Origin of the sequence: Phycicoccus avicenniae (genome assembly GCF_018139485.1) — a bacterium.
GTDB lineage: Bacteria > Actinomycetota > Actinomycetes > Actinomycetales > Dermatophilaceae > Phycicoccus > Phycicoccus avicenniae.
The window spans coordinates 47856-69191 of record NZ_JAGSNF010000004.1 but is presented as its reverse complement, the minus strand read 5'-3'; the positions used below and the strand labels follow the sequence as shown (position 1 = coordinate 69191).

Below are 21336 nucleotides of genomic sequence, written 5' to 3'. Positions count from 1 at the left end.
GTCATCCTCCCAGCAGCTCTCGGACGAGCCGCCGGTCCGGCTTGCCCGACCGGGTCAGGGGAACACCGGTCCACACGACGACGCGGGTCGGCGCGTGGGTGGCGCTGAGCCGGGCCGTCACGTGCGCGACGAGCTCGTCCTCGTCGACGACCTGGCCGGCCCGCGGGACGACGACGGCGTGCACGGCCTCGCGGCGCTCGGCGTCCCGGATGCCGTGGACGACCGCGTCGGAGACCGACGGGTGCTCGCGCAGGGCGGACTCGATGGCCGCCGGGTAGATCTTGAGCCCACCGAGCTTGATGACCCCGGCGAGCCGCCCGACGAGCCGCAGCCGGCCGTGCGGCTCGAGCGCGCCGAGGTCACCGGTGGCCACCCAGCCGTCCCGGGTCAGCGCCGAGGGGTCCTCCCCCCAGTAGCCGTCGGCGGTCGTGCCCGACCGCACCCACACGGCACCGGCGTGACCGCGCGGGAGCGACTCGCCGGTGTCCGGGTCACGGACCTCCACGTCGACCCACGGGAAGGGCCGCCCGACCGTGCCGTGCAGGACCGGCTCGTCGTGGTCCTCGGGGGTGAGGGCGCTGATCCCGCCGGTCTCCGTCGTCCCGTAGACCTGGACGACGGTCCGCCCGAGGACCCGCCGGGCCGCGGCCACCCGGTGCGGCGCCGCGGGGGTACCGCTGTAGACGACCCGGCGCAGGGAGCGCAGGTCGGCGGTGGCGGTGCGGGGGTCGTCGAGCAGCGCGCAGAGGTGCGGGACCGCGAGGTACAGGTCGGTGACGCCACCCTCGACGGCGCCCAGCACCGCGCCCGGGTCGAACCGGCGGTGGAGCACGACGGAGCCGCCGGAGAGCAGGACGGCGTCGAGCATCGGGGCCGTCGTGTGGGTCGCGGGCGTCACCGACAGCAGGTGGACCGGTGCGCTCCCGAGGTCGTCGGCGAGCCGTTCGACGAGGCGCTCGCGGGAGCGGTGGCTCTGGCGGACGAGGCGGGGCGCCCCGGTCGTGCCGCTCGTGACGTCGACGACCGCGCACGCGGCGTCGGGGGTGGGGACCGGGACGACGGTGACCGCGGCCGGCCCGTCGGTGGCGGCGTCCGTCCCCACGGGCACGACGCGCAGCAGGGGCCGGTGGGAGCGCAGCGTGGTCGCCCGCTCGAGCGAGGCGGCGTCGACGACGACGGCCACGGCGCCCGTGCGATCGAGGACGTCGAGCTGGGCCTCGACCCCGAACGCCTCCTCGTCGGTCCGCGGGTTCATCGAGCGCAGGTGCACGACGCCGGCGCCGACGAGACGGGCGGCGTACCGACCGACGACGACGTCGGGGTCGTTGGGTCCGGTGAGGACGGCGACGACCGTGCCGGGCCCGGCGCCCGCGTCGGCGAGCGCTCCCGCGGTCGCGCGGACCCGGGCGACGACCTCGCGGCCGGTGAGCGCCCGGTCGGGGGTGAGCAGGGCCGCGTCGTCGGAGCACGCGAGGCGCTCGAGGGTGCGGGTGAGGACCGTCGCCGCCCGGGCCTCCGGGGTGCCGGAGGTGCCGGCGGTCGCCTGCGGGGCGGCGAGGCGCGGGATGGCCTGGACCGTCATCGGTCACACCACCCTCAGCTGGGCCATCATGCCCATCGCGCCGTGGTCGAGCATGTGGCAGTGGTAGGGGTAGAGGCCCCGGTGCCGGTCGAAGGTCATCCGGACCCGGACGCTCTCGCCGGGGAAGATCGCGACGGTGTCCTTGAGGCCGAGCTCGTTCGGTGCGGCCGGGCCGGTGCTGCGGTCCAGGACCCGCATGTGCGCGAGGTGGCAGTGGAAGTTGTGCGGGATCGTGGCGCTCTCGTTCGTCACCGTCCACTCCTCGGTCGTGCCGAAGTCGACCCGGGTGTCGACCCGGCTCATGTCGAAGGAGCGGTCGTCGATCGTCGCGATCATCGGGGTCGTCCCGGGCTCGCTCATCCGCATCGTCACGTGCCGCTCGACGCTCGCCGGCGGCACCGCGGGCAGCGTCGTGAGTCGGTCCGGGACGACGCTGTCGTCGCTCGCGTCGGCGCCGACCGAGAACCGCATGACCTGGCCGACGTCCTCCATCGGGCCCGGCCCCGTGTAGTTGACGACGTCGACGTCGGTGCCCGTGGGCCACTGGGAGAAGTCGACGACGAGGTCGGCGCGCTCCCCGGGGGACAGGAGGACGACGGGCGCGGGCACCGGCGACTCCAGGAGGCTCGCGTCCGCGCCGATCTGGGTCATCGGCGTGCCGTCGGAGAGGCCGAGGACGAAGAAGCGCATCGCGGAGGAGTTGATGACCCGGAAGCGGTACTTGCGGCGGCGGACCTCCATGCGGGGCCACGGCGTGCCGTTGACGAGGATCGTCGAGCGGTGCTCCGTGTCGTCCATCGTGAAGACGAGCCCGCCGTCGGAGCCGACGTCCGCGTCACGCAGGACGAGGGGGACCTCGAACTCGCCCGAGGGCAGGCCCAGCGCCTCCTCCTCGTCGCTCGTCACGAGGTAGGGGCTCGACATGCCGCGGTAGACGTTCTCGGCGTCGGTGTGGTGGGTGTGGTCGTGCAGCCACAGCGTGCTCGCCGGCTGGTCGTTGTCGTAGACGTAGGCGAAGCTGCCGCCGGGGAGGACCGGGTGCGACATCCGGCCGTCGAAGACCTCACGGTTCACCCCGCCGTGCAGGTGCACCGAGACCGGGACGTCGGTCTCGTTCCGCTGCCGGACGATGGTCCGGCGGCCGCGACGGGCCCGCACGACGGGTGGGACCCAGCTGCTGAAGTAGCCGTAGACCGACGTGGGGTGGCCGGGGAAGATCTCGGCCCGCACCTCGCGGATCCGGCTCTCGAAGACGTCGAGTCCTCGGCTGCTCACGACCGGGACCGCGTCGGGCAGGATCGGCAGCGGGAGCGAGAACTTCTCCAGGGCCGGCCGGGTGCCGGCGTCGGCGGGGCGCTCGGTCGGCATCGCCGGGCCGTGGTCGTGGGTCAGGCCCCGGCCGAGGGCGAGACCGGGGGGCAGCTCGGCGGTGCCGGCCCGGGCGGCGAGCTGGTGCCCGCCGACGGTGGTGGCGAGGCCGGCTCCGGCGAGGCGGAGGGCGGTGCGACGGTTCATGGTGGCCTCTCGGGGCGGGTCGGACGGTCGGTCTGCAGCCATCGAACGGCTTGTGCCGCAGCGCAGGAAGGGGTGGGGCGGGGACCGGCGGCAGCCATCACGCGGGCGGTGACATCGGTCACCGGCGGCCCGGCGGACCGGCCGTCCTGCGGCGGCCCGGACCCGGGCACGCCGACACCCGGTGGTCGGGAACAGGACACGACCACCGGGTGTTCGACAGGGGCGACGCCGGGTCAGGCGTCCTCTCGGCGGAAGGCGAGCACACCGACCGTGAGGCCGGCGACGAGCATCGCGCAGGTCACGCCGACGCCCAGCCCGACGGTCGGGGCCGACGGGGTGCCGGAGAAGACGTCGCGGACCGCGTCGACGACGTGACGCACCGGCATGACGTCGCTGACGGTCCGCAGCCATCCCGGTCCGAGCGTCATCGGCAGGAGGATCCCGGACAGCAGGAGGACCGGCATCGTCACGACGTTGACGAGCGGGGCCATGACCTCCTCGCTGCGGGTGCGCAACGCGACGGCGTTCGACAGCGCCGACCCCGCGGCGCCGAGGAGCAGGGCGATCCCGACCCCCGCGAGAGCGCCGGCGACCGGCGCGTCCATCCCCATGACGTAGCCGGCGCCGACGAGGATCAGGCACTGGATGCCCAGCTGGAGGACGTCGCGCCCGAGCCGGCCGAGCAGGAGGGCGCCGCGGCTCGCCGGGGTCACCCGCTCGGCCTCGACGACCCCCTCCCGCCACTCGGCGAGGAGGTTGAACCCGACGTAGAGGGCTCCGAAGAGCCCCATCTGGACGACGAGCCCCGGGACGAAGAAGGTGTAGGCGTTCTCCACCCCGATCTGGTCGGCGATGGGCCCGAGGAGTGGGGCGAAGAGGACGAGGTACAGGATCGGCTGGGCCACGCCGAGCAGCACCCACGCGGGGTTGCGCAGGTTGAGCCGCACCTGGCGGCGGAGGACGACGGTGGCGTCGCGGAGCAGGGTCATGGGGTCTCCCGGGGTCAGGCGGCGTCGCGGAGCGAGCGGCCGGTGAGGGTGAGGAACACGTCGTCGAGGGTGGGCCGACGCACGTCGAGGCCGGCGACGGCGACGTCGTGCCGGTCGAGCTCTCGGACGACGACGGCGAGCCCGCCGGACCCGGCGCGGAGCGGGCCGGTCACGACGCCGTCGCCCGGCGTGAACACGTCCCCGGTCGCCGCCCCGGCGCACAGCGCGGCCCGGCCGGCGTCGGCGGGGTCGGCGAGCCGGACGGTGAGGACGTCGTCGTCGAGGTCTGCCTTGAGGTCCTCGCTCGTCCCGGTCGCGACGACGCTGCCGTGGTCGACGACGACGAGCCGGTCCGACAGGGCGTCCGCCTCGTCGAGGTAGTGGGTCGTCACGAGCACGGTCGCACCGCGGGAGGCGCGCAGGTCGCGGATGTGGTCCCAGAGGTTGGCGCGGGACTGCGGGTCGAGCCCGGTCGTCGGCTCGTCGAGGACGACGAGCTCGGGGTCGTGGACGAGGGCGGTGGCGATCTCCAGCCGCCGCCGCTGGCCGCCGGAGAGCGACCCGGCGGGCCGGTCCCACAGGTCGCCGAGGTCGAGCCGGTCGAAGAGGTCGCGGGCCCGGGTACGGGCCGCCCGCCGGGTCAGTCCGTAGAGCATGCCGCGGTCGGTCGCCTCGTCGCCGGCCCGGGCCCGACGGGAGGTCGACCCTCCCTGGGAGACGTAGCCGAGGCGGCGGCGGACCTCGCGGGGGTCGGCGCGGACGTCGCGCCCGCAGACGAGGACCTCGCCGGACGTGGGGCGCAGCAGGGTCGAGAGGATCCGGAGGGTCGTCGTCTTGCCGGCGCCGTTCGGCCCGAGCAGGCCGACGATCTCGCCGCGGCCGATGTCGAGGTCGATCCCCCGGACCGCCTCGACGGTCCGGCGTCGCCGGCCCCTCCCGGAGTCGAACGACATCCGCAGGTCTCGGGTCTGGATCACGAACGTCCCCTTCGGCGGGCGGGGGCCGGGTGCCTCCGCGGATGCTCCCATCGACGCACGGGGGAGGCTGCCGGACAACGGAGGTCCGCACGGGCGGTGACCCGCTACACCGGGCGGATGACGTGTGTCAGGGGTGCCGGTCGGTGGTCGGGACCGGACGGGGCCTCGGAGCCGGCCGCGGGCCGCGAGCCGGCCGCGGGGTCAGAGCCAGCCGCGTCGCTCGGCCTTGGCGAAGGCCTCGGCCCGGGACTCGGCGTCGAGCTTGACCATGGCGTTGCTCAGGTAGTTCCGCACCGTGCCCCGGGACAGGTAGAGCTCACCGGCGATCGCCTCCGTGCTGCGACCCTGCCCGACGAGCCGGAGGATGTCGATCTCCCGGTCGGTGAGCGGGCACGGTCCGCTGCGCAGTGCTTCGGCGGCGAGCTCGGGGTCGATCGCCGTCCCACCGGACGCGACGGTGCGGATGGCCTCGACGAGCCGGCTGCCGGTCGTCGACTTGAGGATGTAGCCGTTGGCGCCCGCGGCGAGCGCCTTGTGCATGTGCCCGGGACCCTCGAGGGCCGTGAGCAGGAGGACCTTGCAGCCGCTGACGCCGGCGGCGGCCTCGATGCCGCTCATCCCCGGCATGTCGACGTCGAGGACGGCGACGTCGGGGGAGAGCCGCTCGACGGCCGCGGCCACCTCGTCGCCGCGGCTCACCCGTCCGACGACCTCGAAGGTGGGCTCGGTGTCGAGGAGCGCCTGGAAGGCCTCCGCGACGAGGTCGACGTCGTCGGCGATGAGGATGCGCAGGCGGTCGGTGTCGGTCACGGACGGGCTCCCAAGGGACTCTCGTGGGTGCTGGGCGTGGCGGCGTCGGACCCCTCGACCCGGGGCAGCCGGGCGATGACCCGGAAGCGGCCGTCGGAGAGGTGGCCGGCCTCGAGCGATCCGCCGAGGTCGCCGGCCCGGCTCGCGAGGTCGGTGAGCCCCGTCCCCCGCGCCCGGCCGTCGTCGGAGGCGCCGTCGTTGACGACGACGAGCACGGCGGTGGTGGCCTCCTGGCGCAGGCGGATCTCGACCCAGGACGGCCGGGAGTGCTTGAGCAGGTTCGTCACGCTCTCGCGCAGCACCCGGGACCCGAGGGAGTCGACGACCTCCCCCATCGGACCGGCGGTCGTGACGTCGGCCTCGCACCGGATGCCGAGCCGGGCGAAGAGCTCCTGGGCGGACTCGAGCTCGTCGGCGAAGCCGAGCACCGTCTCGCCCCTGGTGAGTCCGCGCAGCTGCGCCTGGCCCTCCGAGACCATGCGACCGACCTCCTCGAGCTGCTCGCCGCAGCGGGCGGGGTCGCGCTCGAGGAGCCGGATGGCGGTCTGCACGCGCAGGCCGACGGCCACGAGGCTGCGTCCGAGGATGTCGTGCAGGTCGCGCGAGATGCGGTGCCGCTCCTCGTCGACGCGGAGCCGGGCCACGGTCTCGCGGGCCCGGGCGAGCTCGCCGACGGTGATGGCGAGCCGGGTGAGGACGTAGAGCATGAGGGCGATCGCCGCGAGGACGACCGCGAAGAAGAAGACGAGGAAGGCGTTGACCTCCTGGGACACCATGAACGCCGCGAGCGCGACGAGGTAGGTGGCCCCGACGGCGAGCAGCCGCCACCGCGTGAGGAGCAGCGCGAACACGCCCAACGACAGGGACGCGGCCAGCCAGGCGCCGATGACGAAGGCGACCGTGGCGAACAGGACGACGAGCCAGGGCATCCAGGCGGGGACGTCGCGGTCCCGGACCGAGCGCAGCTGGACGACGGTGAAGAGGACCGCGGCGAGCGCGCCGGTGACGACGGCGACGGCCCGGGTCAGGAGCGTGAGGTCGTCGCTCTCCTGGGTGAGCATCGACAGGGTGCCCTGGACGACGACCACGACGACGACGCCCCACGAGGCGACGAGGGCGATGCGGGCGTCACCGCCGCCTTGGCTCTTCACCGGTACCAGCCTCGTTCCTGCCCCCTGGGTGCTCGTCGCGACTGTAACAGCGCCCACGCGTCACGGCCCGTCGGCGGGGACGAGCTCGACGACCTCGTCGACGAGACGGAGCGCGGCCGCGTCGAGGGCGCCGGCGTCGGCGACGACGAGCACGGTCCGCCCGTCGACGTCGACGACGTCGCGGACGGCGTCGAGGACGGTGGCCGCGTGGGCGACGACGCGGGTCGGACCCCGGAGGTCGACGGCGACGACGTCCGGGTCGTCGGCGAGGGCGACGGCGACGCCGAGCAGGATCCCGTCGGCCGGGTCGAGGTCGCCGACGTGGGTCCCGGCGTCGACCGTGACCCCGAGGCGCGCCGCCATCCGACGGGCGGCCTCACCCCGCTCGTCGAGCACGGTGCCCACCGGGGTGTCGGCGGGGGTCTCCGGCGGGCCGGGCACCCGGCCGAGGACCGCGCGCCAGGCCGTGTCGTCGACCTCTCGACGCGCCGCACCCGAGCCGCTCTCGACCCGACCCGAACGGCGGGGCAGCTCGCCGGTGAGGCACAGGACGACGGTGCGGCCGGCGCCGGCCGGGGTGAGGAGGACGACGCTGCCCGCCTCGACCCCGAACCCGACGTCCGTGACCGTCGCGGAGTCCCGGGTCGCGTCCCCGTCGGCCGAGAGGCCGTCGACCCGGAGTGCCACCACCCCGGCCCGGGGCAGGGCCGGCCGCTCGCGTCGACCCCCGGGGGCCGGGGACGTCATGACGACCACGACTCAGCAGTAGACGATCGAGATCGTGCTGAAGGGCCAGTCCATCGGCCCGTCGATGACCTCGTCGACGGTGGTCAGGGTCTGCATCTCGTTGACGCTCATGGTGGTTCGTCCTCTCCCTACGTGGTGCCGGCGGCCTTCCCGCTCGACTGGTTCCACTCTCGTCGGCCCCGGGGAGCCGCAGTAGTAGCCGCGGTCAGCGACCTGTCGTGACGGGTGTCATGGCATCCGTGACGTCGTGCCATCCGGTGCCGGCCCGGGGCAGGCAGAGCAGGTCCGAGAAGGCCCCCGCCGCCCGTCGCGGGTCGGGGTCGGCCACGAGCAGGACGCCCGCGGCCCCCGAGCCGACGTCGGCCGCGCAGCGCATGTTCTGGTCGCCCAGGACGAGGTCGGCCTCCGCGGCCTCGGGGTGCTCGCGGCGACCCGTCGCGTGGGCGGGGACGGTGTACCAGGCCAGCCGGCGCCGGTGGGTGGCGACGACCGGGTCGTCGGGCGCGAGCAGTGTGAGGGTGGCGAGGAGTCCGGCCCGGCCGTGCAGCAGGCCGGCACCCGCCACCGAGCGCAGCGAGCACGCGAGCCGCACCCCGCGGACCGCCTCGGGGTCCCCGTCCTCGCCGAGGGCCGCGGCGAGCAGGCCGAGGGCGGCGGACCCGGTGCCGAGGTAGGGCATGACGCGCCGGCCGTCACCGGTGAGCCAGGCCCCGGCGCTGACCCGGACGGCGCCGGTCTCGCGGCGCAGGGCGGCGCGGGCGCCGGCGCGCAGGCGCGCGGCGACCCCGTCGGGCCCGAGCGGGGCGCCGCCGGGCCCGGTGAGGTCGGCGCCGGGACCGGGCGGGGCGCCGGCGGTGAGCTCGGCGACCCGGAGCAGGGCGAGGCCCACCCCGGCCCACCCGTCGAGCAGCCCGGCGCGGTGTCCGGGCGGCGGAACGTCGGTCTCGACCGCCTCCAGCACCTCCGTGGCGAGGCCGAGCGCGGTCGCGGCGAGGGACGGGTCGTCGAGTCGGGCGGAGAGCTCGGCGAGGGCGACGGCCCGACCCGCGGCACCGCGCGACCACCAGGGACAGGCCCCCGACCGGTCGGCCCACCGTTCGAGGACGGTGCGTGACGCGTCGTCCTCGCCGAGCATCGAGAGGCACAGGGCGACACCTTCGGCGCCGTCGCCGAGCCCCGGGGCGAGGTAGGGCGCCTCGAGCGCGCGGGCCACGAGCCAGGCGCGCCACTCGTCCGGGACCTGTGCCCCCGTGCGGGCCAAGGTCGCGAGGACGCCCCCGGCGCCGTGCAGCAGTCCCAGCCCGCCCCCCGGCACCGCGAAGCCCGCGACGTCCGAGGGCAGGAGGCGGTCGGTCCGGGTCGGGTCCGCCGCGACACGCAGGCCTGCGAGGAGGCGGGCCGGGTCCGGGCCGGTCGGCTCGGTGTCGTCGGCGCCGACCGGCTGCTCGGCGTCGTCGAGGTCGGACTCCCCCGCCCGCACGAGAGCGGCCGCGAGGTCGGGGCGGCGGGAGGTGAGCGAGTACTGCGGGTTGACGAGCACGGCGCGCATCCGCTCGAGGGCGTCGAGGTCACCCTGCGGCGTGACGTCGGCTCCGGGGCTGGACAGGACGGTGCCGACGCCCTCGGCGACGGCGACCCCGTCGACGGCCGCGGACTCGAGGTCGACGAGCACCATCCGTCCGTCGCGGTCGATGACGTTCCCGCTGTGCACGTCGCGGTGCGTGACGCCGTGCGCGTGGAGCACCTCGAGCGAGGCCCGCGTCCCCGAGACGACGCGCTCGACCCAGTGCCGGTAGGCGGGTCCGTCCGCCCCGGGGACGGCGGCCGGGTGCCTCGTCGCGAGCCCGGAGGTGAGGACCGGGCCGTCGACGTGCTCGAGGACGAGGAACTCGCTGTCGCCCGCGACGTGGTGGCGCACGACCTCCGGGACGACGCCGGTCCCGGCGAGCCGCTCGAGCGCACGGCGCTCGTGCCGCAGCCGGGTCACCGCGTCCGACCCGGAGGCGTCGAAGCCGGTGTGCCGACGTGCCTCCTTGAGGACGACGCGGCGTCCGTCCTCCCACGTGGCGGAGTACACCCCGCCGGCGTTCGAGCGGTGCATCAGCCGGACGTCGGTGACCGGCAGCACCGCGTCGGCGTCGCGTGCCGCCGCGGCCTCGCGCAGGATCGCGACGACCTCGGGCACGTACCCCGCGGCGCGAGCACCGCTGTGCGGTGAGCGGTCGTCGGCCACCGGGTCGGCCGACCCGGCGGCACCCCTCCGACCGACCGCGCACCGGCCGAGCGCGTCGACGTGGTGGACCCCCCGGAAGGCACCGAAGCGGACCGACACCGGCGCCCCGTCCACGGGGATGTCGCTGAGGATGCGTGCTCCCGGTTCGCCGGCGAGCCGGGCGGTGAGCCGCGCCACGATCCGCGCGAGCGCGGTCTCCTCCGCCGTGTAGATCGTCACGACCTTCCCGGCCGCTGAGGGGTCGGCGTACTTCGCCTGGCTCGCGGCGACGAGCCGGCGGCTGCGCAGGTGCTTGCACGTGAGGTCCTCCGCCAGGGCCTCGGCGACGACGGTCGCGACCACGTCCCGGGCGCGGGTGGGGACGCACGAGACGTGCACCTTCCACCCGGAGTCGGGGAGCATGACCGGGGTGCGGTAGATCCGCCACGGTCCGTGGTCGGTGACCTCGACCCGGTCGGGGACCGCGGCGGGACCGAGCACGTCGCCCGGCGCCGGGGCCACCTGCCACACGTCGTCGTAGAAGTCGGGGTCGGCGTCGAGGTGGGCGAGGTGGCGATGGTCCATCGCGGGGTCTCCTGCTGCGGCTCACGGGGCCCGGTCGGATCCCCGCGCCGATCCTGTCGAGGCGCGGATCACACCCGTCAGTGACAGGTGTCATCCGTCTGGATGACGCCCGTCATCGGGGGTCACGGGTCGGCAACGATCGGGGCGCCAGGGGTTGCGGGACCTCGTGCCCGTGCCCTGGGATGCGCGCCGTGGCCGACGGGGTCAGGTCGCCGGGGCGAAAGCGGTGACGACGAGCGCGGGCTCGCCGGCCTCGTCCGTCGCGGCGAGGTCGAGCTCGGCGGTGATCCGCCAGTCGTGGTCGCCCTCCGGGTCCTCGACGATCTGGGTCACCGTCCACGCCCCGTCGCCGGTCTCGACGCCGAAGAACGCCGGGCCGCGGGCGCTCGGCCCGGTCCCGATGCCGTCGTACTCGCTCGCGTACTCGGCGGCGGCGTCCTGCCACGCGTCGGCCGTGAGCCCGCCGTCGAGCGCGGCGAGCGCCTCGTACCGCCCGAGCGACAGCAGCTCGACGCGGCGGAACATGCTCTGGCGGACCATGACCCGCAGCGCCCGGGGGTTCGCCGACAGGGCCCGACCCTCGGTCGTCGGCCGCACCTCGGTGCCCGGTTCGTCGGTCGGGTTCGTCAGCGCCTCCCACTCGTCGAGGAGGCTGGAGTCGGTGTGCCGGACGATCTCGCCGAGCCACTCGACGAGGTCGTCGACGTCCTCGGTGCGGGCCGACGTCGGGACGGTCGAGCGCAGCGCCCGGTAGGCGTCGGTGAGGTAGCGCAGGACGACGCCCTCGGCCCGGGCGAGCTTGTGGTGGGCGGTGAACTCGCCGAACGACATGGCCCGCTCGAACATCTCGCGCACGACGGACTTCGGCGACAGGTCCCGCGGGTCGACCCACGGGTGGCTCTGCCGGTAGGTCCGCAGCGACTGCTCGAGGAGGTCGGCGAGGGGCTTGGGCCACGTGACGTCCTCGAGGGCGTCCATCCGCTCCTCGTACTCCATCCCGTCGGCCTTCATCGCCGCGACCGCCTCACCCCGCGCCTCGTACTGCTGGGCGGAGAGGACCGGGCGGGGGTCGTCGAGGGTGGCCTCGATGACGCTGAGGACGTCGAGCGCGTAGTCCGGGTGCTCGGGGTCCAGCACGTCGAGCACCGCGAGGGCGAACGCCGACAGCGACTGGTTGAGCGCGAACCCCTCGTGGAGGTCCATCGCCACCTGGAACGGGCCCTCCTCGTAGCGGCGACCGTCGCGGCGGAGGAAGCGCTCGAGGGCGGTCGGCTCCGCCGGCTCGGGCTCGGGTGTCTCGTCCGGGTCGTCGGCGGGTGCGTCCGGCCCGTCGTCGGACGCCGGAGCGAGGCCGGCCGCGGCGAGCGCCTCGCCGAGCGCGCCGAGCGAGGACCCGCCCGGGGCGGGGTCGACGGCGCGCGGTGGGTCGTCCTGGGCGGGCCGTGCGTCCTCGGTGGCATCCTCGGGAGTGGCCGGCGCGTCGTGCTCCTCGACGGGCGGCAGCCAGTCGTCGACGCCGGACCCGTCGTCGGGCTCGACGACACCGGAGCGCAGCAGCGACCCGAGCACCTGGACGGCCCGCTCGACGAGCCGCTCGCGGCGCTCGTCGTCCTCGTGGTTGTCCAGCAGCAGGGTCCACAGACCGTCCTGCTGCACCTCCCACTGGTCGAGGACGCCCAGGACCATCGCGTGGGTCACCCGCATCCGGGACCGCAGCGGCTCCGGCTCGCCAGCGACGAGCTTGTCGTACGCCGCCTCGTTGTACGTGAGCACGCCCTCGGGCGGCTTCTTGCGGACGATGCGACGCTCCTTCTTCGGGTCGCCGCCGGCCTTCGCGAGGGCCTTGGAGTTCTCGATGACGTGGTCCGGCGCCTGGACGACGACGTACCCGACGGTGTCGAAGCCTGCCCGCCCCGCCCGCCCGGCGATCTGGTGGAACTCCCGCGCCCGCAGGACCCGCTGCTTGCGGCCGTCGTACTTCGTGAGCGAGGTGAGCAGGACCGTGCGGATCGGCACGTTGATGCCGACGCCGAGGGTGTCGGTGCCGCTGACGACGGCGAGCAGCCCGGCCTGGGCCAGTGTCTCGACGAGGCGCCGGTACTTCGGCAGCATCCCGGCGTGGTGGACGCCGATGCCGTGGAGGACGAGCCGGCGCAGGGTGTGGCCGAACCCCTTGCCGAACCGGAAGCCGCCGACGGCCTCCTTGATTGCCTTCTTCCGCTCCTGGGAGACGACCTCGACGGACATGAGGGCCTGCGCCTGCTCGACGGCGGCGGCCTGGGTGAAGGACACGACGTAGACGGGGGCCCGGCCGTCGCGCAGGAGCAGCTCGATCGTGTCGTGGACCGGGGTGAGGACCCACTCGAACTCCAGCGGCACGGGGCGCTCGGCACCGGTGACGGCGACGACGTCGCGGCCGGTGCGGCGGTGCAGGTCGCGCTCGAGGTCGCTCGTGTCGCCGAGGGTCGCCGACATGAGGAGGTGCTGGGTGTCGGGCATGAGAAGGAGCGGGACCTGCCAGGCCCAGCCGCGGTCCGGCTCGCCGTAGAAGTGGAACTCGTCCATGACGACGAGGCCGACGTCGGTGGCGTCCCGCTCGCGCAGGGCGTGGTTGGCGAGGACCTCGGCGGTCGCGCAGACGATCGGGGCGCCGGGGTTCACGGCGGCGTCGCCGGTGAGCATCCCGACGTTCTCGGCGCCGAAGGTCTCGACGAGGGCGAAGAACTTCTCGGACACGAGGGCCTTGATCGGGGCGGTGTACCACGACCGGCGCCCGGTGGCGAGGGCCTGGGCGTGCGCGGCGACGGCGACGAGCGACTTGCCGGACCCGGTGGGGGTCGCGAGGACGACGTGCGCGTCGTCGGCGAGGGCGAGCACGGCCTCCTCCTGCGCCGGGTAGAGCACGAACCCGCGCTCCCCGGCCCACTCGACGAACACGTCGAGGGCGGCGTCGGCGCCGATGCCGTCACCGGACCCGCGGGCGTCGACGTCCCCGAGGTCGGGGGCCGCGGAGCCGGTGAGTCGTTCGGTGAGCGTCATCGCCGCCGATCCTTCCACGCGGTGTGGCGCGGGCGTCAGCGCCGCCGCGGCTCCTCGCTCGGGCCGACCTCCGCCGCGACCCACTCGACGAGCGGCCGGACGGCCCGCCAGTCCGCGCGGACCCGGTCGACGACCTCGGCGGTCGGCAGCCACGCCGGTGCACCGTGGTCCCGGGCCGCGGTGAGGTGCTTGTGGCGCAGCAGCTCGAGGCGGGGGTGGTCGGCCGGGACGTCCCGCGGTCGGGTCCTGACCCGTTCGCCGCCGAGGACGAAGCCGTCGGCGACGAGCGCCGCCGTGAGCCGCTCGAGCTCCTGGCCGGCCATGGGGCGGTCGACCGCGGCCCGGTACCGGCGGGTCTGGTCGGGGCCGGTCGGGTAGAAGCCGCCGCCGGCGAAGAGCCCGGCCGCCGAGACCTGGACGTACCACCCGATGCCGGCCTCCAGCGAGACGAGGGCGCCCTGGTGGTCCTTGTAGGGGGACTTGTCGGCGCTGAACCGCACGTCGCGCTGAGGGCGGAAGAGGTGGGCCTGCCCGAACTCGTCGGCGAGCGCGTCGCACAGTCGCTCCATCGGCTCGCGGACGGAGGACTCCCACCGGGCCTTGTGGGCGTGCCACCAGTCGCGGGAGTTGTCCGCGGCGAGGTCGTCGTAGAAGTCGAGGGCGTCGACCGGGATGCCGTGCCCCGCTGCGTCGCTCACGGCTGCTCCTCGTAGTTCGTCGCCCAGGCGCGGGCGACGAGGTCGCGCAGGACGGCGGGGTCGACGTCGGAGAGTCTCTTGACGTAGAGGCACCCCTTGCCCGTCGTGTGCGGGCCGAGCCGGGCCAGCAGGTCGTCGTTCGAGCCGTAGTACGTCAGCCCGTAGAGGGTGAGCGCCGCCGTGCGGGCCGCGAGGCCGACCGCGAACCACTCCCGGTCCTTGCCGTCGGCGGTGCGGTACGGCTGGCGGCCGAAGCCGATCGTCGACGCACCCCACATCCGTGGCTCGGCGCCGGTGACCTCGCGCATGAGGACGAGGACGGCCTGCGCGTCCGCACGCCGTCGGTCATCGGCGACGGCGGCGAGGTGGGCGTCGACGTCCCCGCCGCCCGGCCGGGTCGTGCGGTCGCCGTGGTCGGTCATCGCGGTCCTCCTGACGGTGCTGCCCCGACGGTAGGCCGGAGCGCCGACACCCCGCCAGGGGTCGTGCGGAAGGCCCGGCCGAGGAGCCCACCCGCTCACCGTCGCCGTGCGTCGCGTCGGGGGTCGACGCGGACCTCGCCGCGCGGCAGGTTCGGCGGGAGCCCGAGGCCGGCGAACCGGTCCGCGTCGAAGATCGTCACCTCGGCGACCGTCCCGTCCGAGATCCGCAGCACGTCGACGGTCAGCGGGCGGTGCAGGCCCTCGCTCTCGCTCCACAGGTAGAACGCGACGGCGGGCTGCCGGTTGACGGCCGTGGGCACCGCCCGCAGGCCGGACATCTGCGGGAAGCCCTCCGCCGTCCAGTCCGCGATGACGGCGTCCCGGCCGACGACGAGGCCGTGCGACGGCGGCATCGCGAACCGGACGTCGTCGCGGAGCATCCGGGCGAGGGCGCCGACGTCGGCCGCGACGCTCGCCTCCGTGTAGCGCCGCACGAGGTCCTGGGCCGTGGCGTCGCCGTCGGGCCCGGTCCACGACTGCCGGTCGGCCGGCAGGTGTTCGCGCATCCGGGCGCGGGCGCGCTGGAGGGCGCTGTTCACCGAGTGCACGGAGTCGCCGAGGAGGTCGGCGACGTCCTTCGCCGGCCAACCGAGGACGTCGCGGAGGACGAGTACCGCTCGTGGCCGCGGCGCCAGGTGCTGGACGGCGACGACGTAGGCGAGCTCGATGGTCTCCCGGGACAGGGCCCGGCTCTCCGGCTCCTGCGCAGCGTCGGCGGGCAGCTCGTCGAGGAGGACGTCGGGATAGGGCTGCAGCCAGCGCACCTCGCCGCCGGTCGCGGGGTCCGGCCGGCGCCGGGCGAGGAGGTCGAGGCAGGCGTTCGTCGCGATGCGGTAGAGCCAGGCGCGGACGCTGGCCCGGCCCTCGTACGTCGCGCGGCGACGCCAGGCGCGCAGGAACGTCTCCTGGACGGTGTCCTCGGCGTCCTCGAACGAGCCGAGCATCCGGTAGCAGTGGACGTGCAGCTCGCGCCGGTGCGGCTCGGTGAGCGCGGCGAACCCCGCCTCGTCAACCTCGGCCAGCGGGTCCACAGCCCCCTCCCTCGTCGATGTGTCCGTCGTCATCGTCATCCTCCCGTGTCGTGTGCGGTCACGGGTTATGACGGCCGCGGGCCCGGGAACTCATCACCGACCGGCGGGGGCTCCGACGACGCGGACGGCGACGTCGGCGTAGTGCTCGGCGAGCGTCTCGGGGCTCCACGCCCCGCCGTCCCGGTACCACCGGGCGACGTCGACCCCGAGCGACAGCAGCGCCGCCGCCGCGACCCGGGGCTCGGGGCACGTGAAGAGCCCCGCGTCGACACCGTCCCGCACGACCCCCTGCATCTCGACGTCGATGGCGTGCCGCAGCGTCTCGATCTCCTCGCGGTGCTCCGGGGCGAGGGCGGCGAGCTCGTAGTTCACGATGCGCGCCGAGGTGTGCGCGCGGGCGTGGTACGTCACGAACTCCCGGACGACCGCGCGCAGCCGGTCGACCTGGTCCCCCGGCGTGGCCCGGGCCGAGCGGACGATGCCGAGCGTCGTCTCGTGCCCTCGGCGGGAGATCCGGTAGAGGATCTCCTCCTTCGACCGGTGGTGGACGTACAGCGCCGCGGGCGACATGCCGGCGGCCGCCGCGATGTCCCGGGTCGTCGTGCCGTGGAAGCCCTTCGTCGCGAACGCCTCGACGGCGGCGGCGTAGAGCCGGTCCCGGGTCTCCTCCGGGCGCGCGGCACGGCGGGGGGTCGTCGTCACCGGTCGCCTCCTCACGTCGTCACCCGTCATCGCTGCAGGCCGGACCGTCGGCCGGGTCCGACCGTGACGGACGTCCCACCGGGCCGGTCCTGCCCGGGGTTGACGACCGTCGGGTCGCCGCACCATGCTGTGGCTGAACAAGCGCTTAGTCAAGCACAGGGAGGTGCTCGATGCCGGACGCCGTCATCGTCGCGACCGCACGATCCCCGATCGGCCGCGCCGGGAAGGGCTCGCTCGTCGACGCCCGACCGGACGACCTGTCGGTCCAGATGCTCGAGGCCGCACTCGCCCAGGTCCCCCAGCTGGACCGCCGCGAGATCGACGACCTCATGCTCGGCGTCGGCCAGCCGGCCGGGGAGTCGGGGCACAACCTCGGCCGTGCCGTCGCCGTCCTCGCCGGGATGGACCACCTGCCCGGGGTCACCGTCAACCGGTACTGCTCCTCCTCGCTCCAGACGACGCGGATGGCGATGCACGCGATCCGCGCCGGGGAGGGCGACGTCTTCGTCTCCATGGGTGTCGAGACCGTGAGCCGCTACGGCACCGGCCGCTCCGACGGCCTGCCCGGCAGCCACAACCCGAGGGTCGCCGACGCCGAGGCCCGCACCGAGCGCCGCGCCCAGGGTGGTGCCGACACCTGGACAGACCCGCGCGAGTCCGGCGAGCTGCCCGACGTCTTTATCGCGATGGGCCAGACCGCCGAGAACGTCGCGCAGCGGAACGGGGTCTCCCGCGAGGACCAGGACCGCTGGGGCGTGCGCAGCCAGAACCGCGCCGAGCAGGCCATCGCCGACGGCTTCTGGGCCACCGACATCACCCCCGTCACCCTCCCGGACGGCACCGTCGTCGACCGCGACGACGGCCCCCGCGCCGGCGTCACCTACGAGGGTGTCTCCCAGCTGCAACCGGTCTTCCGGCCCGACGGCACGGTGACGGCCGGCAACTGCTGCCCGCTCAACGACGGCGCTGCCGCGGTCGTCGTCATGTCCGACACGAAGGCGAAGGAGCTGGGCATCACCCCGCTCGCCCGGATCGTCTCGACCGGCGTCTCCGGGCTCTCGCCCGAGATCATGGGCCTCGGCCCCGTCGACGCGACCCGCCAGGCGCTCGCCCGCGCCGGGATGTCCGTCGCCGACCTCGACCTCGTCGAGCTCAACGAGGCGTTCGCCGCGCAGGTCATCGGGTCCGCCCGCGAGCTCGGGCTCGACGAGGACAAGCTCAACGTCCACGGCGGCGCGATCGCCGTCGGCCACCCGTTCGGGATGACCGGCGCCCGGATCACCTCGACCCTGCTCAACGGGCTGCGCCGCACCGACGGCCAGATCGGGCTCGAGACGATGTGCGTCGGCGGTGGCCAGGGCATGGCGATGGTCCTGGAGCGGCTGTCGTGACCGCCACCCCGTCCGAGCCCACCGGCCGCCGGCTCGAGGGCAAGGTCGCCCTCGTCACCGGGGCGAGTCGGGGCATCGGCCTCGGGATCGCCGAGCGGGTCGTCGCCGAGGGCGGACGCGTCGTCCTCACCGCGCGCAAGCAGGAGGCGCTCGACGAGGCTGTCAGCGCGCTCGGCGGTGCGGACCACGCGGTCGCCGTCGCCGGCAAGGCGGACGACGCCGAGCACCGTGCGGCCGCCGTCGCCACGGCGGTCGACACGTTCGGCAGCCTCGACCTGCTCGTCAACAACGCGGGCATCAACCCGGCGTACGGTCCGCTCGTCGAGCTCGACCTCGACGCGGCGCGCAAGATCCTCGAGGTCAACGTCGTCGCCGCGCTCGGTTGGACCCAGGCCGCGCACGCCGCGTGGATGGGCGAGCACGGCGGGTCCGTCGTCAACGTCGCCTCGGTCGCCGGCACGAAGCCCGCGCCCGGGATCTCGATGTACGGCGCGAGCAAGGCCGCGCTCGTCAGCCTCACCGAGTCGCTCGCCGTCGAGCTCGGGCCGACGGTGCGGGTCAACGCCGTCGCCCCGGCCGTCGTCAAGACCCAGTTCGCCCGCGCCCTCTACGAGGGCCGTGAGGAGCAGGTCGCCGCGCAGTACCCGCTGAAGCGGCTCGGCGTCCCCGAGGACATCGGGTCGGTCGTCGCCTTCCTCCTCTCCGACGACGCGGGCTGGCTCACCGGTCAGACGCTCGTCGTCGACGGCGGGGTCACCCTCACCGGCGGCGTCTGATGGTCGCGACCGCCGTCGTCACCGGCGCCGCGCACGGCATCGGCGCCGCCCTCACCGCCCGGCTCGCCGCCGAGGGCCTGCGGGTCGTCGCCGCGGACGTCGACGGCGACGCGCTCACCGACGTCGCCGGGACGACCGGCGCCACCCCGGTGACCGCCGACGTCGGGACCGTCGCGGGCGTCGAGGCGCTCGTCGCCGCCGCCCACGACGCGCTCGGCGAGGTCGACGTGTGGTTCGGCAACGCCGGTATCGACCGGATCGGCGGTCTCGACTCCTCGGAGGACGACTGGCGGGCGGTCCACGACGTCAACGTCATGGCGCACGTGCGCACGGCCCGGCTGCTCGTCCCGCGGTGGCTCGAGCGCGGCTCCGGACGGTACGTCGTCACCGCGTCGGCCGCGGGCCTGCTCACGATGCTCGGCAGCCCGACGTACTCCGTGACGAAGCACGGCGCCGTCGCCCTCGCGGAGTGGCTGTCCGTCACCTACCGGCACCGCGGGATCGTGAGCCAGGCGATCTGCCCGCAGGGGGTCCGCACCCGGATGCTCGAGAACGCCTCGGGCCTCGCGGGCCTGCTGAGCCGCGACTCCGCCCGCACCCCCGAGGAGGTCGCCGACCTCGCCGTCGAGGCGCTCGCCGACGACCGCTTCCTCGTCCTGCCGCACCCCGAGGTCGCCGGCTACTACGAGGCCCGGGCGCACGACAGCGACCGGTGGCTCGGCGGGATGAACCGGCTCCAGCGCAAGCTCGAGGACGCCGGCGTGCTCGCCGGACCCGGCACGGGGGCGAGCGTCTGATGCGCGGCTGGCTGGTCTCCGAGCTCGGCGCGCCTCGCGACGTCCTCACGCTCGCCGACGTCCCCGACCCCACCCCCGGGCCGGGGCAGGTCGTCGTCCGCGTCCTCGCGACGCCGGCGAACTTCCCCGACGTCCTCATGTGCCGCGGGGAGTACCAGGTCAAGCCCGACCTGCCGTTCACCCCCGGCGTCGAGGTGTGCGGCGAGGTCGTCGCGCTCGGTGAGGGCGTCGGTCCCGACGGACCGGCGGTCGGCGACCGCGTCGTCGGCGGCACGGTCCTGCCCCGGGGCGGGTTCGCCGAGCTCGCCGTCATGGACGTCGCCTCGACCTTCCCCGCGCCGGACGCCCTCGACGACGCCCAGGCGTCCTCGCTCTTCATCGGCTACCAGACCGGCTGGTTCGGCCTGCACCGCCGCGCGGCGCTGCGCGAGGGCGAGACGCTGCTCGTCCACGCCGCCGCCGGGGGCGTCGGCTCCGCCGCGATCCAGCTCGGCAAGGCGGCGGGGGCGCGGGTCATCGGCGTCGTCGGCGGACCGGCGAAGGCCGAGGTCGCCCGCACGCTCGGCGCCGACGTCGTCGTCGACCGGCACACCGAGGACTTCGTCGAGGTCGTCAAGGCCGAGACCGGAGGCCGCGGCGCGGACGTCGTCTACGACCCGGTCGGCGGTGAGACCTACCGCCGCTCGACGAAGTGCATCGCCTTCGAGGGCCGCATCGTCGTCGTCGGGTTCGCCGGCGGCGAGATCCAGGCGCCCGCGCTCGGCCACGCCCTCGTGAAGAACTACTCCGTCCTCGGCCTGCACTGGGGGCTCTACCAGCGGATGGATCCCGCCGCCGTCCGCCGCTGCCACGACGACCTCGTCCGGCTCGCCGCCGAGGGTGTCGTCGCTCCGCTCGTCAGCGAGCGGCTCGCCCTCACCGCCGTCGCCGACGGCATCCAGCGGCTCGCCGACGGCGACACCGTCGGCCGCGTCGCGTACGTCGCCGACGCCTGACCGGCGTCGACGGCGCCACCCGATCCCGCACCACCGACCCCGAACCCCCGAAGGAGCACCACCCGATGAGCACCCCCCGCACCGCCGTCGTCACCGGATCCGCCCGCGGCATCGGCGCCGAGGTCGCCCGCCGTCTCGCGTCGGACGGGATGGCCGTCGCCGTCGTCGACCTCGACGAGTCGGCCTGCCAGGGCGTCGTCGACGACATCACGCACGCCGGGGGTCGCGCGCTCGCCGTCGGCTGCGACGTGTCCGACGAGGCCGCCGTCGCCGCCGCCGTCGAGCGCATCGCGGGCGAGCTCGGCCCGCCGACGGTGCTCGTCAACAACGCCGGCATCATCCGGGACAACCTGCTCTTCAAGATGACGACCGACGACTGGGACGCCGTGATGAACGTCCACCTCCGCGGTGCGTTCCTCATGAGCCGGGCGTGCCAGGCGCACATGGTCGAGGCGAAGCACGGCCGCATCGTCAACCTCTCGAGCACCTCGGCGCTCGGCAACCGCGGCCAGGCGAACTACTCCGCCGCCAAGGCCGGGATGCAGGGGTTCACGAAGACGCTGGCCTTCGAGCTCGGTCGGTACGACGTCACGGCCAACGCCATCGCCCCCGGCTTCATCGAGACCGACATGACGGCCGCGACGGCCGAGCGCGTCGGGATGGGCTTCGAGGAGTTCAAGGCGGCCGCCGCGTCGCAGATCCCCGTCGCGAGGACCGGCCGGCCCGAGGACATCGCCCACGCGGCGTCGTTCTTCTGCAGCGAGGGCGCCGGGTTCGTCTCGGGTCAGGTGCTCTACGTCGCCGGCGGGCCTCGGGACTGAGGCCGGGACGCACCGGGTACGACCCGCAGCACACCG

18 protein-coding genes are annotated in these 21336 nt (G+C 74.9%); 5 read left to right on the top strand and 13 right to left on the bottom strand.

What is annotated here, in order from left to right; genetic code table 11:
* Position 1: 1 nt before the first annotated feature.
* The 13 genes from KC207_RS04345 to KC207_RS04280 form a co-directional block, all read right to left on the bottom strand.
* Positions 2–1582 (bottom strand): ANL family adenylate-forming protein, encoded by a 1581-nt coding sequence (locus KC207_RS04345; protein WP_211601685.1) that lies wholly within the window; start codon positions 1580–1582, stop codon positions 2–4.
* Positions 1583–1585: 3 nt separating this feature from the next.
* On the bottom strand, positions 1586–3097 hold the full coding sequence (locus KC207_RS04340; protein ID WP_211601684.1) for a multicopper oxidase family protein: 1512 nt from the start codon (positions 3095–3097) through the stop codon (positions 1586–1588).
* Between the two features lie 233 nt (positions 3098–3330).
* A complete protein-coding gene (locus KC207_RS04335) occupies positions 3331–4086 on the bottom strand; it encodes an ABC transporter permease (protein ID WP_211601683.1) in 756 nt (251 codons plus the stop codon).
* Between the two features lie 14 nt (positions 4087–4100).
* Complete coding sequence (locus KC207_RS04330; protein ID WP_249138556.1) at positions 4101–5063, bottom strand: ABC transporter ATP-binding protein; 963 nt, start codon at positions 5061–5063, stop codon at positions 4101–4103.
* 201 nt (positions 5064–5264) lie between these two features.
* Positions 5265–5873 carry a response regulator gene (locus KC207_RS04325; protein WP_211601682.1) on the bottom strand — a complete coding sequence of 203 codons (609 nt, stop codon included), beginning with the start codon at positions 5871–5873 and terminating at the stop codon, positions 5265–5267.
* On the bottom strand, positions 5870–7024 hold the full coding sequence (locus tag KC207_RS04320) for a sensor histidine kinase (RefSeq protein ID WP_211601681.1): 1155 nt from the start codon (positions 7022–7024) through the stop codon (positions 5870–5872). The genes KC207_RS04325 and KC207_RS04320 overlap by 4 nt, the downstream gene beginning before the upstream one ends.
* A gap of 60 nt (positions 7025–7084) precedes the next feature.
* Positions 7085–7771, bottom strand: a complete 687-nt coding sequence (locus KC207_RS04315; RefSeq protein ID WP_211601680.1) for a P-loop NTPase family protein — start codon at positions 7769–7771, stop codon at positions 7085–7087.
* A gap of 205 nt (positions 7772–7976) precedes the next feature.
* Positions 7977–10568 carry a class III lanthionine synthetase LanKC N-terminal domain-containing protein gene (locus KC207_RS04310; RefSeq protein ID WP_211601679.1) on the bottom strand — a complete coding sequence of 864 codons (2592 nt, stop codon included), beginning with the start codon at positions 10566–10568 and terminating at the stop codon, positions 7977–7979.
* A gap of 204 nt (positions 10569–10772) precedes the next feature.
* Entirely contained in the window at positions 10773–13607 is a 2835-nt protein-coding gene (locus KC207_RS16850; RefSeq protein WP_249138555.1) for a DEAD/DEAH box helicase, read from the bottom strand.
* A gap of 35 nt (positions 13608–13642) precedes the next feature.
* Entirely contained in the window at positions 13643–14305 is a 663-nt protein-coding gene (locus KC207_RS04295; RefSeq protein WP_211601678.1) for a DUF2461 domain-containing protein, read from the bottom strand.
* Positions 14302–14727: a DUF1801 domain-containing protein gene (locus KC207_RS04290; protein WP_211601677.1), complete on the bottom strand. Its 426-nt coding sequence runs from the start codon at positions 14725–14727 to the stop codon at positions 14302–14304. The genes KC207_RS04295 and KC207_RS04290 overlap by 4 nt, the downstream gene beginning before the upstream one ends.
* Positions 14728–14822: 95 nt before the next feature.
* Positions 14823–15851 carry an RNA polymerase subunit sigma-70 gene (locus KC207_RS04285; protein ID WP_249138554.1) on the bottom strand — a complete coding sequence of 343 codons (1029 nt, stop codon included), beginning with the start codon at positions 15849–15851 and terminating at the stop codon, positions 14823–14825.
* 60 nt (positions 15852–15911) lie between these two features.
* Positions 15912–16520 carry a TetR/AcrR family transcriptional regulator gene (locus tag KC207_RS04280; protein WP_249138553.1) on the bottom strand — a complete coding sequence of 203 codons (609 nt, stop codon included), beginning with the start codon at positions 16518–16520 and terminating at the stop codon, positions 15912–15914.
* Positions 16521–16690: 170 nt separating this feature from the next.
* On the opposite strand from KC207_RS04280, the gene KC207_RS04275 reads away from it, so the two are divergent.
* From KC207_RS04275 to fabG, 5 genes are all read left to right on the top strand, one after another.
* Complete coding sequence (locus tag KC207_RS04275; RefSeq protein WP_211601674.1) at positions 16691–17911, top strand: acetyl-CoA C-acetyltransferase; 1221 nt, start codon at positions 16691–16693, stop codon at positions 17909–17911.
* On the top strand, positions 17908–18687 hold the full coding sequence (locus KC207_RS04270) for an SDR family oxidoreductase (RefSeq protein ID WP_211601673.1): 780 nt from the start codon (positions 17908–17910) through the stop codon (positions 18685–18687). The genes KC207_RS04275 and KC207_RS04270 overlap by 4 nt, the downstream gene beginning before the upstream one ends.
* Complete coding sequence (locus KC207_RS04265; RefSeq protein ID WP_211601672.1) at positions 18687–19484, top strand: SDR family oxidoreductase; 798 nt, start codon at positions 18687–18689, stop codon at positions 19482–19484. The genes KC207_RS04270 and KC207_RS04265 overlap by 1 nt, the downstream gene beginning before the upstream one ends.
* On the top strand, positions 19484–20479 hold the full coding sequence (locus KC207_RS04260; RefSeq protein WP_211601671.1) for an NADPH:quinone oxidoreductase family protein: 996 nt from the start codon (positions 19484–19486) through the stop codon (positions 20477–20479). The genes KC207_RS04265 and KC207_RS04260 overlap by 1 nt, the downstream gene beginning before the upstream one ends.
* Positions 20480–20544: 65 nt before the next feature.
* Entirely contained in the window at positions 20545–21300 is a 756-nt protein-coding gene (fabG, locus tag KC207_RS04255) for a 3-oxoacyl-ACP reductase FabG (protein WP_211601670.1), read from the top strand.
* Positions 21301–21336: the final 36 nt, after the last annotated feature.

Coding starts and splice junctions, on each gene's coding strand:
- KC207_RS04345 (WP_211601685.1), bottom strand. CDS start 1,582: ATGACGGTCCAGGCCATCCCGCGCCTCGCCGCCCCGCAGGCGACCGCC.
- KC207_RS04340 (WP_211601684.1), bottom strand. CDS start 3,097: ATGAACCGTCGCACCGCCCTCCGCCTCGCCGGAGCCGGCCTCGCCACC.
- KC207_RS04335 (WP_211601683.1), bottom strand. CDS start 4,086: ATGACCCTGCTCCGCGACGCCACCGTCGTCCTCCGCCGCCAGGTGCGG.
- KC207_RS04315 (WP_211601680.1), bottom strand. CDS start 7,771: ATGACGTCCCCGGCCCCCGGGGGTCGACGCGAGCGGCCGGCCCTGCCC.
- KC207_RS04310 (WP_211601679.1), bottom strand. CDS start 10,568: ATGGACCATCGCCACCTCGCCCACCTCGACGCCGACCCCGACTTCTAC.
- KC207_RS16850 (WP_249138555.1), bottom strand. CDS start 13,607: ATGACGCTCACCGAACGACTCACCGGCTCCGCGGCCCCCGACCTCGGG.
- KC207_RS04290 (WP_211601677.1), bottom strand. CDS start 14,727: ATGACCGACCACGGCGACCGCACGACCCGGCCGGGCGGCGGGGACGTC.
- KC207_RS04285 (WP_249138554.1), bottom strand. CDS start 15,851: ATGACGACGGACACATCGACGAGGGAGGGGGCTGTGGACCCGCTGGCC.
- KC207_RS04275 (WP_211601674.1), top strand. CDS start 16,691: ATGCCGGACGCCGTCATCGTCGCGACCGCACGATCCCCGATCGGCCGC.
- KC207_RS04265 (WP_211601672.1), top strand. CDS start 18,687: ATGGTCGCGACCGCCGTCGTCACCGGCGCCGCGCACGGCATCGGCGCC.
- KC207_RS04260 (WP_211601671.1), top strand. CDS start 19,484: ATGCGCGGCTGGCTGGTCTCCGAGCTCGGCGCGCCTCGCGACGTCCTC.
- fabG (WP_211601670.1), top strand. CDS start 20,545: ATGAGCACCCCCCGCACCGCCGTCGTCACCGGATCCGCCCGCGGCATC.